Source organism: Micromonospora sp. NBC_01638 (genome assembly GCF_045209745.1).
Lineage (GTDB): Bacteria > Actinomycetota > Actinomycetes > Mycobacteriales > Micromonosporaceae > Micromonospora.
In genome coordinates this window covers 6532881-6546947 of record NZ_CP109273.1, presented here as the reverse complement: position 1 = coordinate 6546947, position 14067 = coordinate 6532881, and the positions used below count along the sequence as shown (strand labels likewise).

The following is a 14067-nucleotide window of genomic DNA, read 5'->3' as shown; positions in this document are numbered from 1 at the left end:
AGACCCGCGACTGGCGCCCATCGCCACGGGACCGCGGGGCTACTCGATCATGGTGCTCCCGGGTTGTCTGGACCTGATGACCTCCGCACCATAAGGCAACAAAGTTAACGATTGCCGTTGACTTTGCCATCCATGACTATCAGGCTGTGAGAGCGCTCTCTCGCACTCATTCTGGCCGTCAGGATGGTCCAGGCCGATGTCAGGAGGTTCCGGTGAACAAGAGCTTGTCGATGCTAGGCCGCCTCAGGGTGGCTCTCGGCGCCGCCGCGGCGGTCCTTGTCACCGCGGTTCCGATGGTCACCGTCATGCCGCAGTCGGCCCACGCGGTGGGGCCTGATCTCCTACCCGTCACCGTCACGAACAACTCCGGCCGCGGCGAAGCGGTGTTCCTCTACATCCTGGGACAGGATATCCGCCCCGGCGGTCGGCTCGGCTACGTCAACGCCGCCGGACAGTTCTCGGCCTGGCCCGCTGGTGGCCTGCCACCGACCCCCGCTCCGGATGTCGCGATCTCGGGCCCAGGCAATGGAGGCAGCGTCACCGTACGCTTCCCGCGGTTCATCTCGGCCCGGATCTATTTCTCCTTCGGCCGGAAGTTGGACTTCCGTCTCAGCCCCGACGGGCTTGTCCAACCCGCTCCGTGGGCCGGCGGTGACCCGAACCGGGACATCCTGTTCGACTGGTCCGAGTTCACCTACAACGACTCGGGTCTGTGGCTGAACAGCTCCCAGGTGGACATGTTCGCCGTCCCGCACGCGGTGAGCGTCACCGGCGCCGACGGACAGACGATCCGCACCGGCGACCCGGTCGCCAACGGCCGGGAGAACGTGATCAACCAGATCCGGGCCAACGCGGACTTCGCCCGCTCCGTGTACACTCGCTCCGACGGCACTGTCCTGCGGGTCCTCGCGCCCGGCAAAGCGATGGACGCCGGCCTGATGAGCCCGAATTACCTGGACGGATACATCACCTCGGCGTGGAACGCCTACACGGGCCGAACCCTCACCGTCGTGCCCCGGGTCAACGAGCCGAACCGGCGGTTTTTCGGCCGGACCAACGGCAACACCATGGTCTTCACCGACTCTGCCGGCGCTCAAGTCGCCACGGTGGCCAAGCCCAGCACGGCCAACGTCTGGGGCTGCGACGGGGTGTTCAACGCCCCCAACACGCCGCCGTTCATCGAGCCGGAGATAAAGCGGACGCTGTGCACCGCGCTGAACCGAGGCACCCTGGGCACCTCGTCGCAGGAGCCGGTGCTGGATGCGAACCAGTTCTACCGCAACAGTGCGCCCAACCACTACTCGCGGATCGTCCACGCCAACATGGCCGACGGCAAGGCGTACGGCTTTGCCTACGACGACGTCGGCGGCTTCGAGTCGCTGGTGCACCACGGTGACCCCCGCTCGGCGGCGATCATCCTCTCGCCGTTCACCGGCGGCAACCCGCCGCCCCCGGCCACCGACTCCAGCCGGATCGTCAGCAACTGGCACAACAAGTGCATCGACGTACCGAACTGGAACTTCAACGACGGTCAACGCCTGATCGTCTGGAACTGCACCGACGGCACGAACCAGCGCTGGGAGTTTGTCGGCGGCACGCTGCGCACCCAGAACAACAAGTGCATGGACGTGGCCTGGGGCTCCACTGCCGACGGCGCCGCCATCCAGATCGCCACCTGTTCCGGCAACCCCGCCCAGCAGTTCGTTCTCAGCGGCGCCGGTGACCTGGTCAATCCGCAGGCCAACAAGTGCGTCGACATCAAGGACTGGGACCCGAACAACGACGCGGTCCTGCAGCTGTGGACCTGCAACGGCGGCGCCAACCAGAAGTGGCGACGCGGCTGACCAACCCCCGCAGGGGCGGGTGCCCGGAGGAGCACGTACTCGGGTGCCCGTCCCCAGCGTCCTACGCTCGGCGAACTGTTTCAAACTCGTCGTCCCCGGCGGCTGGTCCGCCGGCACGCCCGCAGCAGCGGTCAGCCGACCCAGCTGTAGCGGCGTTCCGGCCGACCGGCCGCGCCGTAGCGCAGGGTCACCGCCGCCCGTCCGGTATCCGAGAAGTGCTCCAGGTAGCGACGGGCGCTGACCCGGGAGATTCCCACCCGGTCCCCGCATTCGGCTGCCGAGAGGGTGCCGGAGTTCTCCCGGAGTGCGCGTTCCACCAGCTCCGCGGTCTCGGTGCTGAGACCCCGGGGGCGGGCGGAGGTGACGTGCGAGCTGCTACGGGACAACACCCGGTCCACGTCGGCCTGGCCGCTGACCACGGCCGCACGAAGCGAGTTTCGTCGCGCGGCGTACTGCTCCAGCCGGGTGCGCAGCTCGTCGAACCCGAAGGGCTTGAGCAGATAGTTGACCGCACCGTAGCGGACCGCCCGGCGGACCGCCTCGGCCTCCCGGGCGGCACTGATCACCAGGATGTCGCAGTCGTGCCGGGCGGCGCGTAGCCGGGTCACCACGTCGAGGCCGAACATGTCCGGCAGGTAGAGGTCGAGCAGCACCAGGTCGGGCCGGAACTCGTCGACCGCGGCGACGGCCTGCTCGCCGGTGCCCGCGGTGCCGATCACCCGGAAGCCGTCCATCCGCTCGACGAACCCCCGGTGGATCCGGGCGACCATGAAGTCGTCGTCGACGACCAGGACGTCGATCAACGAACTCCCTCCAGCATGGTGGCCACCGACATCCGGGCGGTGAACATCGCGCCCTCCTCGGTGTTCGTCACCGCGATCTCCCCGCCGCGCCGGTTGCAGACCAGCCGGGTGAGCGCCAGCCCGATACCGCGCTCGCCGCCCTGCGCCGCCTTCGTGGTGAAGCCCTGGGTGAAGACCTCCTGGGCCAGCTCCGGGGCGATCCCCGGCCCCGAGTCCCGGACGATGATCTCCACGGACGAGGCGTCCTGGCGCAGCTCAACCTCCACCCAGGCCGGCCCGTCCGCCGCGCCGGTGCCGCCGGCGTCCCGGCCGCCAGCGACGGCATCCACGGCGTTGTCGACCAGGTTGCCCAGCACCGTGGCGACGTCCGCGGTGAGCTCCGGCTCCATCCGGCCCAGGCTGGTCCGTTCGGAGACCCGCAGCTCCACCCGACGCTCGGCGGCCACCGCGGACTTCGCCATCAGCAGCGCGGCAACCGCGGTGTCGTGGATCCGGCTGGTCACGGTCAGGTCGAGCGACGCCCGGTGCCGGCTCAGCGCGTCCACGTACCGGACCACCTCGTCGTGTTCGCCGATCTGGATCAGCCCGGAGATGGTGTGCAACTGGTTGGCGAACTCGTGGGTCTGCGCGCGGAGCAGCTCCGCGGTGCTGCGGAATGACCCGATCTCCCGTTCCAGCCGGGCCAGCTCGGTGCGGTCCCGCAGCGTGGTCACCGAACCGAGCCGGCGACCGTCCTTGTTGACCGTCATCCGGTTCATCACCAGTACCCGGCCGGCGCGGACGACGACCTCGTCGCGGGCCTCCGGACCGTTGTCGGTGCCGGCCAGCACGTCCCGCAGCCGACCGGAGATGCGCAGGTCGGCGAGGCTGAGCCCGAGGCAGTGCTCGGGCAGGTCGAGCAGCCGCCGCCCGACGGCGTTCACCAGGGTGACCCGCAGTTGCGGGTCCAGCGCGATGACGCCCTCGGCGATGCCGTGCAGCAGTGCCTCTCGGTGCTCCGCCAGCCCGGCGATCTCCCGCGGCTCCAGGCCCAGGGTCTGCCGCTTGATCCGCCGGGCCAGCAGCCAGGACCCGACCACCCCGAGAGCGCTGGCGATGCCGAGATAGGTGAGGAGGTACGAGGAGGCACCGACCATGCGCTGTGACCAGGTCGGCGAGGCCTCACCGATCACCACGGCACCCAGGTAGCGGCCGAGGTTCTCCTTGCGGTCGCCGAGCACCGGAACCTGGGCCACCAGTTCCCGCGATCCGTCGACCTCCAGCTCGCCGAACCAGCTGCTGCCGTCGGTTACTCGGGGATCGCCTAGCACTACCGGGGTGCCCACCAGGGTGGGGTTGGTGGAGCTGACCACCCGGCCGCGGGCGTCGGCGACGCTGACCGTGGTCACGCCGGCCTGATTCAGTACGTTCTGCACCAGCGGCGCGATCGTTTCCGCCGGGGCCGGCTGGGTGAGGCGGTCGCGCAGCAGCCGGTTGCCGGCGAGCTGCTCGCCGAGGGCGGCGACGCGGCGGCCCTCCACCCGGTTGAAGGTCGCCGCCGACTGAGCCAGGGACACGGCGGCCACGGCCAGCAGCACCACGACGATGATCGCGAGCTGGAGGACCAGCAGCTGCCCGGCCAGGCTGCGGCGGCGGGAAGTGATCGCGACCACAAAGACCTCAATTTCCGCTGGTGACAGAAGGCAGACACGGAGTCCGCCCGGAGGCCATCATCTTGCCGCCGGACTCCTTCGAAACGGAAGTGAAACATAATGGCAACTCGGAGAAACGTGCTGGTCATGGGCGTCGCCGCCGCGACGGCGCTGGCGCTGGGCGCCTGCGGCGCCACCGCCGGACAGAACGAGGGCGGGTCCGGCGACGACGGAAAGCCCGTCGCCGGCCTGCGGATCATGGTGCCGAACACCCCCGGCGGCGGGTACGACACCACGGCCCGCACCGCCGCCAAGGTGATGGAGGACGCGAAGATCGCCACCGGCGTGCAGGTGTTCAACCTGCCCGGCGCGGGCGGCACCGTCGGCCTCCAGCGGATGGTGAACGAGAAGGGCAACGGCAAGCTCGCCATGCAGATGGGGTTGGGCGTCGTCGGCGCCTCCTACACCTCCAAGTCGTCCGCGACGCTCACCCAGACGACCCCGCTGGCCAAGATGATCGAGGAAGCCGGTGCCATCGTGGTGCCGAAGGATTCGCCGTACAAGACGATCGACGATCTGGTCGCCGCCTGGAAGAAGGACCCGAAGAAGATCGCCGTCGGCGGCGGCTCCTCGCCGGGCGGCCCGGACCACCTGCTGCCCATGCAGCTCGCCAAGACGGTCGGCATCGACCCGCGCCAGGTCAACTTCGTCTCGTACGACGGCGGCGGCGAGCTGCTGCCGGCGGTGCTCGGCGGCAAGGTGGCCTTCGGCGCCAGCGGCTTCGGCGAGTTCCTCGACCAGGTCGAGGCGGGCCAGCTCCGGGTCCTCGCGGTGACCAGCGAGCAGCCGATCGCGGCGCTCAAGGAGGTGTCGACCCTCAAGGCGTCCGGGATCGACCTGGTCTTCACGAACTGGCGCGGCATCGTCGCCCCGCCCGGGATCAGTGACGGCGACAAGAAGGTCTGGATCGACGCGCTGACGAAGATGCACGAGTCCGAGGAGTGGAAGGCCGAGCTGGCCAAGCGGGGCTGGAGCGACGCCTTCGTGACCGGTGACGCCTTCGCCACCTTCCTCACCGAGCAGGACAAGTCCGTGGCCGACCTGCTCAAGCAGCTCGGGCTGGCGTGACCGGCATGACGACCCGATCGGACCGGGGCGGCGACCCGCCGCCCCGCCCGGCGGCACCGGGCAAGACCGCCCCGGTCGTACCGCCGATCCCGGCACAGCCGACCGTGGGGGCCGCCGATGCGGCGCCATCCACGACGGGAGCTGTGACGGCCGCGGAGCGTACGCCGGACCTGCCCCCGGTGGCGCGGCCAACAGCGGCCGACGGCGGGCCGCCGGTTGCGGACGCCCCCGACGGTGCGGCCCGGACCGCGAAGCCGGACCGGGCGCAGTACGGCGTCTGTGCGTTCCTCGCCGCGGTCGGCGCACTGGTCATCGTCGACGCGATCCGGATCGGGCACGCGATCAGCAGCGCCGACCCGATCGGGCCGAAGCCGGTGCCGATCCTGCTCGGCGCCCTGCTGCTGGTGGTCGCCGTGATCTACGCGGTGGACGTGGCGCGCGGCGGTGCGGGTGAGCCCGAGGCCGGCGAGGACGTCGACCTGAGCAGCCCGATCGACTGGCGGACGGTCCTCCTGCTGATCGGCGCCTTCCTGGTCAACGCGGTGCTGATCGACCGGCTCGGCTGGGTGATCAGCGGCACCCTGCTGTTCTGGGGTTCGGCGTTCGCGTTGGGCAACCGGCACTACATCCGCAACCTGCTGATCGCCATCGCCATGTCGCTGATCACCTTCTACACGTTCGCCATCGGGCTGGGCGTCAACCTGCCCGCCGGCGTCCTGCAAGGAATCCTCTGATGGACAATTTCGGCCACCTGCTCGACGGGTTCGCCAATGTGCTGACCCCGATGAACCTGCTGATCGCGCTGCTCGGCGTGACCATCGGCACCGCGGTCGGTGTGCTGCCCGGCATCGGCCCGGCGATGACGGTCGCGCTGCTGCTGCCGGTCACCTACGGGATGGAGCCGACGCAGGCGTTCATCATGTTCGCCGGAATCTTCTACGGTGGCATGTACGGCGGCTCGACCACCTCGATCCTGCTGAACACCCCCGGCGAGTCGTCCTCCGTGGTGACCGCGATCGAGGGCAACAAGATGGCGAAGGCGGGTCGGGCCGCGCAGGCGCTGGCCACCGCCGCGATCGGCTCCTTCGTCGCCGGCACCATCGCCACCCTGCTGCTGGTCGTGGTCACCCCGCCGGTGGTGGCATTCGCGATCAGTCTCGGCGCGCCGGACTACTTCGCGCTGATGCTGCTCTCATTTGTGGCGGTGACCGCGGTGCTCGGCGCCTCCCGGGTGCGCGGCTTCGCCTCGCTGCTGATCGGCTTGGCCATCGGCGTGATCGGGATCGACCAGACCGGCCAGCAGCGGCTCACCTTCGGTATCCCGCAACTCGCCGACGGCATCGACGTGGTGGTGGTCGCGGTGGGCATCTTCGCCGTCGGCGAGGCGCTCTGGATCGCCGCGCACCTGCGGCGCAAGTCCGCCGAGGTGATCCCGGTGGGCCGCCCCTGGATGGGCCGGCAGGACTGGAAGCGGTCCTGGAAGCCCTGGCTGCGCGGCACCGCGTATGGGTTCCCGTTCGGAGCGCTGCCGGCGGGCGGGGCGGAGATCCCGACCTTCCTGTCGTACGCGACCGAAAAGAAGCTGTCGAAGCACCCGGAAGAGTTCGGCAAGGGCGCGATCGAGGGTGTCGCCGGGCCGGAGGCGGCCAACAATGCCTCCGCCGCCGGGACGCTGGTGCCCATGCTGGCGATCGGCCTGCCGACCAACGCCACGGCCGCGGTCATGCTGGCCGCTTTTCAGCAGTACGGCATCCAGCCCGGCCCGCTGCTCTTCGAGCGGGAGTCCGGCCTGGTCTGGACCCTGATCGCCAGCCTGTTCGTCGGCAACCTGATGTTGCTGGTGCTCAACCTGCCGCTCGCGCCCGCTTGGGCCCGGCTGCTGCGGATTCCGCGACCGTACCTCTACGCCGGGATCATCTTCTTCGCCTCGATGGGCGCGTACGCGGTCAACGCCCAGCCGTTCGACCTGTTCCTGTTGCTCACCCTCGGCCTGATCGGGTTCGGGATGCGGCGCTTCGGGCTGCCGGTCCTGCCGCTGATCGTCGGGGTGATCCTCGGCCCCCGGGCGGAACTTCAGGGCCGGCGGGCGCTGCAGCTCTCCGGCGGCGAGTTCTCCGGTCTGCTCGGTGGCTGGGTGTCCTGGCTGATCTACGCCACCGTGCTGGTGGTGCTGCTCTGGCCGCTGCTCCGCCGGTTCCTCGTACGACCGCTTCGGGAAAGGTTGGTGACCGGATGACCGTGCTGGTGGGGTATGTGCCGTCGGCGTTGGGCGAGGCGGTCCTGTGCGCGGCGGTTGAGCAGGCCCGGTTCCGCGATGAGCCGGTGCTCGTGGTCAACACCTCGCGCGGGGATGCGTACGTCGACCCGCGGTTCGCTCAGGACCACGACCTCGAACGTGTCCGCCGGGAGCTGACCGGGCTGGGCGTGCGGCACAGCGTCCGGCAGTTGGTGCGGGGCCGTGACGCGGCCGAGGAGATCATCGAGTTGGCCGAGTCCGAGGACGTGTCGCTGGTGGTGATCGGGATCCGGCACCGGACGCCGGTGGGCAAGCTGATCATGGGCTCCACCGCGCAGGAGATCCTGCTCGGCGTCCGCTGCCCGGTGCTCGCCGTCAAGGTCGACTGAGCGCGACGCTTCCTGCCGTCCACGGAGCCCCCTTCCTGAATCAGCCGGAGCGGAAGGGGGTTCCCGTGCCAGCCTCGAACCGCGCCCAGCGGCCGTCGCCGCCACCGGCCTGCACCCGGCACCGCCCCTGCATCCGACACCCGAAGTGGAAAGAAGGACGAACCATGCAGACGCCCACCCCCACGGCGGACCTTTACGACCGGCACATGGACGAACTCGGTTCGTGCGACACGCAGCTGCGTCAGTTCGGCGGAGTCCACGCCTTCAGCGGACCGGCGGTCACCGTGCGCTGCTTTGAGGACAACGCCCTGCTGAAGTCGGTCGTCTCCGCACCGGGTGCGGGACGGGTGCTGGTGGTGGATGGTGGCGGGTCCCTGCACACGGCCCTGATGGGCGACGTGATCGCCGGCATGGCGGCGGATAACGGCTGGGTGGGTGTGGTGATCAACGGCGCCGTCCGCGATGTCGCCGCCCTGCGCGCCCTTCCGATCGGCATCAAGGCGCTCGGCACCAACCCACGCAAGAGCGCCAAGACCGGGGCCGGCGAGCGGGACGTGCCGGTGGAGTTCGGAAACTGCACCTTCAATCCCGGCGCCGAGGTTCACAGTGACGACGACGGCATCGTCGTCCTGCCCCTGGGCCAGCGGGCGTAGGCCTGGACGGAACACGTCCCCGTCGGCCAGGTGCCAGTGGCTTGATCATCAAGGCATTTCCGGCTGCTCGACCGCGAGCGTCCCGCGGTGATCCGGCCGCAGCGGCGGCACCGGCCGACAGCGCGGCGGCTCGCGCCGACATCGGGGGCCGGCAACGGCACGTAACAGCCACCCCAGGTCGTCGCCGGCGCGGTGCGCAACCGCCGGGCGTACGTGCTGAGCAGCGCGTTGCGGATGAGTCAGGGCGCGCGGTCGACCCGAGCGCGCGTCAGCGAGCGGTCTGGGGAGGGGCCTCGGACAGGTGTATGGGCATGCTGGTGATGACGACGCGGGGTAGGCGGCGCAGGGCCTTGCGGAGGCGGTGCTCGATTTGTGTGTGCAGGACCTTCTGCCAGGGATGGTCCACCACCACCTCGGGTATGACCACCGTGAGAGTGATGTCGGGACTTCTGTCGTGCAGTTCAGCGATGTACTGGGCCAGGGGTTCGAGGATCTCACGGTGCGGTGACGTCACGATCTCCAGCCGGATGTGGTCGCCCCAGGCTGTCCACTCGTCGCGGAGCCGGTCGGCTTCCTGATCTTCGGGGCTGACGTGCACGGCGAGTGACGGCTGGCCGAGCGACACCACGTAGGCGAGAGCACGCAGGGTTGTCTGGTCGAACCGGGCGACCGGGACGACGAGTAGGTGGCGTATGTGTTGGGGTAGGAATTCTTGTGTCATGTCCGGCTCACTCCTGTTTTCGGAGGGCAACTGTGTTGGCGCGGGGGCGGGGCGCAGGGACACCGCCTGCCGTACCTGGTCGTAGTGCCGTCGTATCCGGAGGCACACGAGCACCAGCACCGGCACGGCGATGACGACCACCCAGGCGCCCGCGGCGAACTTGGTGATTGCGGCGGTCACCAGCACGATCGCCGAGAGCACCGCTCCGAACGCGTTTATCGCGGCTCTGCGCCGCCAGCCCGGTTCACGGTGGCGCCGCCAGTGGTTCACCATGCCGACCTGCGAGAGCGTGAACGCCAGGAAGACACCGACCGCGAAGAGCGGGATCAGGGCCTGCGTGCGGCCCCCGAACGCGGTGAGGATCACCGCGGCGGCGACCGAGAGGGCAATCAGGCCGTTGCTGAGGGCCAGCCGTTCACCCACGTGCAGGAATCGGCGCGGGACGTAGTCGTCGCGGGCCATGAAGTACAGCAACCGGGGCAGATCGTTGTACGCGGTGTTCGCGGCCAGCAGCAGGACCAGCGCGGTGGCTGCCTGGACGATCGCGTACCACGGTCCGTGGGGGAAGGTGCGGTGAGCGAGTTGGGACAGCAGGGTCTCGTCCGCTCGCGGGACCAGGCCGTTGAGGTGGATCAGGAACACCAGGCCCGCGAAGAGGAGGACCAGGAGGGTGACCATCCAGGTGAGCACGGTGCGGGCGTTGCGCCACTCGGTGGGGCGGAGGGCCGGTACGGCGTTGGACACTGCCTCGATACCGGTCATCGAGGTGGCGCCGGAGGCGAATGCGCGCGCGATGAGCAGCACGCCGAGTGACTCCGTCGGGGGCACCGGTGGCGTCGGGGTCACGGTATAGCCGCGTGCCCCGGCCTGCGCGAGCCCGACAAGTATCAGCCCCCCGATCGCGATCAGGAACAGGTAGGTGGGGGCGGCGAAGATGTTTCCCGCGACGCGGATCCCGCGCAGGTTCCCGGTCAGCAGGGCGGCGATGGCCGCCAACGACAGAGGTACGGACAGTGGGGTCAGCGCCGGCAGAGCCGAGGTGATCGCGGCGATTCCGGCCGCCACCGACACGGACACGGTCAGCACGTAGTCGAGGATGAGACCGGCCGCCGCGGTCAGGCCGGCCCGGGGGCCGATGCTGTCGCTGGCCACCAGGTAGGAGCCCGCGCCGTGCGGGTAGGCGCGCACGGTCTGCCGGTACGAAACGCCGACCGTGATCATCAACACCAACAGAGCGCCGGCGATCGGCAGGGACAGCCCCAGGGCCGCACTTCCGGCGAGGACCAGAATGGTCAGCATCGCCTCCGGCCCGTACGCCACCGACGACAACAGGTCGGACGAGAGGATCGGCAGCGCGATCAGTTTGCGCATGCGTTCCCGCAGCATGGACGCGCTGGACAGGGGCGGCCCGAGCAGCACCCGACGTGCCCGGACGGCGAGCCGGCCCAAGAGCGTGTCGGGTTGCTCCGCCGCTGGCGTCGCGGTGAGCTCACCGGGTTGGTCCGGCCGGAACTCTTCGTTCGACCCTCGGGCGTGGGCAGCGCCCGGCCTGAAGGGGCGAAGCTCGGGGTCCACCGGCAACGCCCGCACCGGTTCCTCGGCCCGCCACTGGCCACCGAGCCGGCGCAGCGCCTCAATGTCCTGCGCCGAGAGGGGCGGAAACTCCGCTGATGGGCTCAGAAAAGTCGTCGGCCGATCTCGACCCGCACCGTCCCGCTCCTTGCCCACTCCCGCTCCTACTGCTCAACACTCGCCAGCCGTACCGACGATGTCAGGAACAGCCGGCCCGGCGGCGGTGATCCAACGCATTGGTGCAACCCCATCGGCGCCGCGGGGTGCGCGCGGCGGATGCCTGGCCAATGCCGAGGGCATCGGATCGTGGCGGGTTCAGGGCGACCGCGCCGTGGCGGGAAGATCAGGTTTCTGATCACGTCTTCACCAACGACGCCTGGCGGGACTCACTCCTCAACTCCATCCTCGATGACGAGTGGCGGAGCCGGCGCCGCACGATCGGTCAACAGCACGACCAGGTGACCATTCCGACCCGGCAGGACGGGCAGGTGGATCCGCAGGCATTACCTACTCGAACACACCCTCGCTTGCGGGGGTGTTCTTCGCTCTGCCGTCGCTGGTCGCCGCCGGAAAGTAGGGTGGGTGCATGCGTCGGGTGCGCATGCTGGCGGGGCGGACCTCGGCGCAGCGGGAGCGTTACGTCGACTTCCTGCGGGCGGCGGCCATCGCTCTGGTGGTGCTGGGCCACTGGACGGTTACTGTCGTCACCTACGACCGGTCGGGTAACCTGACCGGTTTTTCGGCGTTGACGGATCTGGTGTGGGCCCGACCGATCACCTGGCTGTTCCAGGTGATCCCGGTGTTCTTCCTGGTCGGGGGGTTCGCCAATGCCGCTTCGCTGGTCAGCAGCCGGATGCGGGGGCAGACGGCGACGCAGTGGTTGCTGGCGCGCAGCGGGCGCTTGGTGCGTCCCACCACGGTTCTGCTGCTGGTAGTCACGGCGGGCAGCCTGGTCGGTCGGCTGGCTGGCGTGGACTCGGCCGAGATTCGGACGGTCGTGGGGTTCGCCACGATCCCGCTGTGGTTCCTCAGCGCCTACATCGCCGTGGTGGCACTCACTCCGGTGATGTATCGGCTGCACCGGCGTGTCGGGTTCGTCGTGCCGGTGACGCTGGTGCTGCTCGTGGCATTGGGCGACATCGGTCGCCTGCTCGGGCACGGACCGCTGTCTGGTGGGAACTTCATCGTGGGCTGGCTGGCCATCCATCAGATCGGGTTCGCCTGGTACGACTCCTTCTCCGCCGAGAAGCCGACCATGTCGCCGGCCGGCGAGGACCGGCGTCAACGGCTGCTGAGCCACCGGTTGCCGATGGGCCGCCGCACGGCTGCACTGCTGTTCCTGGTGGGGTTCGCTGTCCTGTGCCTCCTCACCGTCGTCGGCCCCTACCCGATCAGCATGATCACGGTGCCGGGCGAGCGGTTGGACAATTCTTCGCCGCCCAGCCTGGCGTTACTCGCTCTGGCCGCGGTGCAACTCGGGCTCATCCTGCTGTTGCGTCGTCCCGCCGAACGGATGCTTCGCCGTTCCCGCCCGTGGCGGGCGGTGGTCGGGGTGAACGCTGTCGTTCTCACCGTTTTCCTGTGGCATCTCAGCGCGGTGGTGGTGCTCGTCGGCGGGTTGAATCTCGTGCACTGGCTGCCTCCGTCGTCGGTGGGCACCGGAACGTGGTGGGCGTGGCGGGTGCCCTGGCTGGCGGCGTTGGCCGTCATCCTGGCGGGTCTCGTCGCGATTTTCGGCCCAGTCGAGGCCCGCACCGCTAGATCCGCCGTCGGCCGCCGACCCGCTCGGCTGCTCGGGCGGCTCACGCCGACGCTGCGCACAGTTCTGACAGCGGTCGGCTACGGCGCTGTGGTGGCCGGCTTGTTGATCAACAGCAGCGTGCGGATGTCCGCGCCCGAGCCGCTCGGGCTGCCACCTGGCGCGCTTGTGGCCTACCTGGTCGGCGCGGGGCTCCTGCGGCTGCTCCGATCACCTTATGGGCGGACCGGCCGGTCGGGCAGTTGATGGCCGTGCCAGCCTGATCCAGGCGGGAAAGGGTACCCGCGCTGGTGGCGGTTGCCTGGAGGCGGGGACTTGCGTGCGGGCGTTGATGGTAGGTACCGCTGCGGTCGTGGTGGCCGGGACAGCGGTGCAGGCATTGCCGACGGTGGCCACCCGCGGAGCGGTGGTCCGCCGGCTGTGTCCGCGCATGTCGGGGCGGGGTCCGGTGACCCGGATCGCGTTGACAGGTAACCACCGCTCCGCGAAAGCGGGGGCGACCTCATCAGCCAGCCGTCAGATGGATATACCGCCGTCGACAGGCAGGACGACGCCGGTGATGTAGGCCGCGCTGTCAGAGGCCAGAAATGCTACGGCGTCGGCCATCTCGTCGGGGTGGGCGAACCGTCCGAGGGGAATCGCGGCTGCCAGCTCGGCCTTCCTGGCGTCGGGGATCGAGGCGACCATCCGGGTCTCGGCGTTGGGAGAGATTGCGTTGACGGTCACGCCGAACCGGGCCAGCTCCTTGGCGGTCGTCTTGGTGAAGCCGATGATCCCTGCCTTGGCGGCGGCGTAGTTCGACTGGCCGATGTTCCCGCGCAGACCCGTGTATGAGGTCACGTTGATGACGCGTCCCCGGTTCTGGGCCCTGAACGAGGGCGTGCAGGCCCGCGTGAACCGGAACGTGCCCCCAAGATGCACTCCGAGCACTGCGTCCCAGTCCGCGTCGCTGAGTTTCCAGACGACCTGGTCGCGCAGGATGCCGGCATTGTTGACCAGGACGTCGATCCGGCCGCAGCTTTCGAGGACCTGGGCGACGACCGCCTCCACGTCGGCGGTGCAGGAGACATCCGCGGTCACCGGCACCCCGTCGATGTCTGCCGCAGCCCCCTCCAGTTCCTCGCGGTCGAAGTCGACCATGAACACCTGTGCGCCGGCCGTGGCGAACCTGGTCGCGATGGACAGTCCTACCCCGCGGGCGGCGCCGGTGACGATGACCGACGCCCCGTCGAAGTCGAATGTGGTCGAAGCCTTCATCAGAATGCCACCTCCAACAGTCCGGTTGCTCCTGTAGCGCCACCGACGCACGCCGGTGTGGCGAGGTGCTGACC

At 69.5% G+C, this 14067-nt stretch carries 11 protein-coding genes; 7 read left to right on the top strand and 4 right to left on the bottom strand.

All coding sequences use genetic code 11. The features are described from left to right. The first annotated feature begins 230 nt into the window (after positions 1-230). Positions 231-1844 (top strand): beta-1,3-glucanase family protein, encoded by a 1614-nt coding sequence (locus OG811_RS30495; RefSeq protein WP_406075985.1) that lies wholly within the window; start codon positions 231-233, stop codon positions 1842-1844. A 131-nt stretch (positions 1845-1975) separates the two neighbouring features. On the opposite strand, the gene OG811_RS30490 is transcribed toward OG811_RS30495, so the two are convergent. Both OG811_RS30490 and OG811_RS30485 read right to left on the bottom strand, forming a co-directional pair. Continuing rightward, positions 1976-2647 (bottom strand): response regulator, encoded by a 672-nt coding sequence (locus OG811_RS30490; protein WP_406070679.1) that lies wholly within the window; start codon positions 2645-2647, stop codon positions 1976-1978. Then, positions 2644-4299 carry an ATP-binding protein gene (locus tag OG811_RS30485; RefSeq protein WP_406070678.1) on the bottom strand — a complete coding sequence of 552 codons (1656 nt, stop codon included), beginning with the start codon at positions 4297-4299 and terminating at the stop codon, positions 2644-2646. Before OG811_RS30485 ends, OG811_RS30490 begins: the two co-directional genes overlap by 4 nt. Before the next feature lie 99 nt (positions 4300-4398). On the opposite strand from OG811_RS30485, the gene OG811_RS30480 reads away from it, so the two are divergent. From OG811_RS30480 to rraA, 5 genes are all read left to right on the top strand, one after another. Then, positions 4399-5406 (top strand): Bug family tripartite tricarboxylate transporter substrate binding protein, encoded by a 1008-nt coding sequence (locus OG811_RS30480; RefSeq protein ID WP_406070677.1) that lies wholly within the window; start codon positions 4399-4401, stop codon positions 5404-5406. Positions 5407-5411: 5 nt separating this feature from the next. After that, the gene (locus tag OG811_RS30475; protein WP_406070676.1) at positions 5412-6140 is read left to right on the top strand and encodes a tripartite tricarboxylate transporter TctB family protein; all 729 of its coding nucleotides are present in this window, start codon (positions 5412-5414) and stop codon (positions 6138-6140) included. Further along, positions 6140-7642: a tripartite tricarboxylate transporter permease gene (locus OG811_RS30470; RefSeq protein ID WP_406070675.1), complete on the top strand. Its 1503-nt coding sequence runs from the start codon at positions 6140-6142 to the stop codon at positions 7640-7642. Before OG811_RS30475 ends, OG811_RS30470 begins: the two co-directional genes overlap by 1 nt. Further along, positions 7639-8031 (top strand): universal stress protein, encoded by a 393-nt coding sequence (locus tag OG811_RS30465; RefSeq protein WP_406070674.1) that lies wholly within the window; start codon positions 7639-7641, stop codon positions 8029-8031. The genes OG811_RS30470 and OG811_RS30465 overlap by 4 nt, the downstream gene beginning before the upstream one ends. Positions 8032-8195: 164 nt before the next feature. Beyond that, on the top strand, positions 8196-8684 hold the full coding sequence (gene rraA, locus OG811_RS30460; protein ID WP_406070673.1) for a ribonuclease E activity regulator RraA: 489 nt from the start codon (positions 8196-8198) through the stop codon (positions 8682-8684). 268 nt (positions 8685-8952) lie between these two features. On the opposite strand, the gene OG811_RS30455 is transcribed toward rraA, so the two are convergent. Beyond that, complete coding sequence (locus OG811_RS30455) at positions 8953-11133, bottom strand: APC family permease (protein ID WP_406070671.1); 2181 nt, start codon at positions 11131-11133, stop codon at positions 8953-8955. Positions 11134-11563: 430 nt separating this feature from the next. Between OG811_RS30455 and OG811_RS30450 the strand changes: the two genes are divergently transcribed. Beyond that, complete coding sequence (locus tag OG811_RS30450; RefSeq protein WP_406070669.1) at positions 11564-12982, top strand: acyltransferase; 1419 nt, start codon at positions 11564-11566, stop codon at positions 12980-12982. A 270-nt stretch (positions 12983-13252) separates the two neighbouring features. Here OG811_RS30450 and OG811_RS30445 read toward each other — a convergent pair whose 3' ends face one another. Further along, the gene (locus tag OG811_RS30445) at positions 13253-14044 is read right to left on the bottom strand and encodes an SDR family NAD(P)-dependent oxidoreductase (RefSeq protein ID WP_406070668.1); all 792 of its coding nucleotides are present in this window, start codon (positions 14042-14044) and stop codon (positions 13253-13255) included. Positions 14045-14067: the final 23 nt, after the last annotated feature.

What these genes read in the sequence shown, in the direction of transcription:
- OG811_RS30470 (WP_406070675.1), top strand. Translation starts at nt 6,140, where the DNA reads ATGGACAATTTCGGCCACCTGCTCGACGGGTTCGCCAATGTGCTGACC.
- rraA (WP_406070673.1), top strand. Translation starts at nt 8,196, where the DNA reads ATGCAGACGCCCACCCCCACGGCGGACCTTTACGACCGGCACATGGAC.
- OG811_RS30495 (WP_406075985.1), top strand. Translation starts at nt 231, where the DNA reads ATGCTAGGCCGCCTCAGGGTGGCTCTCGGCGCCGCCGCGGCGGTCCTT.
- OG811_RS30450 (WP_406070669.1), top strand. Translation starts at nt 11,564, where the DNA reads ATGCGTCGGGTGCGCATGCTGGCGGGGCGGACCTCGGCGCAGCGGGAG.
- OG811_RS30465 (WP_406070674.1), top strand. Translation starts at nt 7,639, where the DNA reads ATGACCGTGCTGGTGGGGTATGTGCCGTCGGCGTTGGGCGAGGCGGTC.
- OG811_RS30480 (WP_406070677.1), top strand. Translation starts at nt 4,399, where the DNA reads ATGGCAACTCGGAGAAACGTGCTGGTCATGGGCGTCGCCGCCGCGACG.
- OG811_RS30475 (WP_406070676.1), top strand. Translation starts at nt 5,412, where the DNA reads ATGACGACCCGATCGGACCGGGGCGGCGACCCGCCGCCCCGCCCGGCG.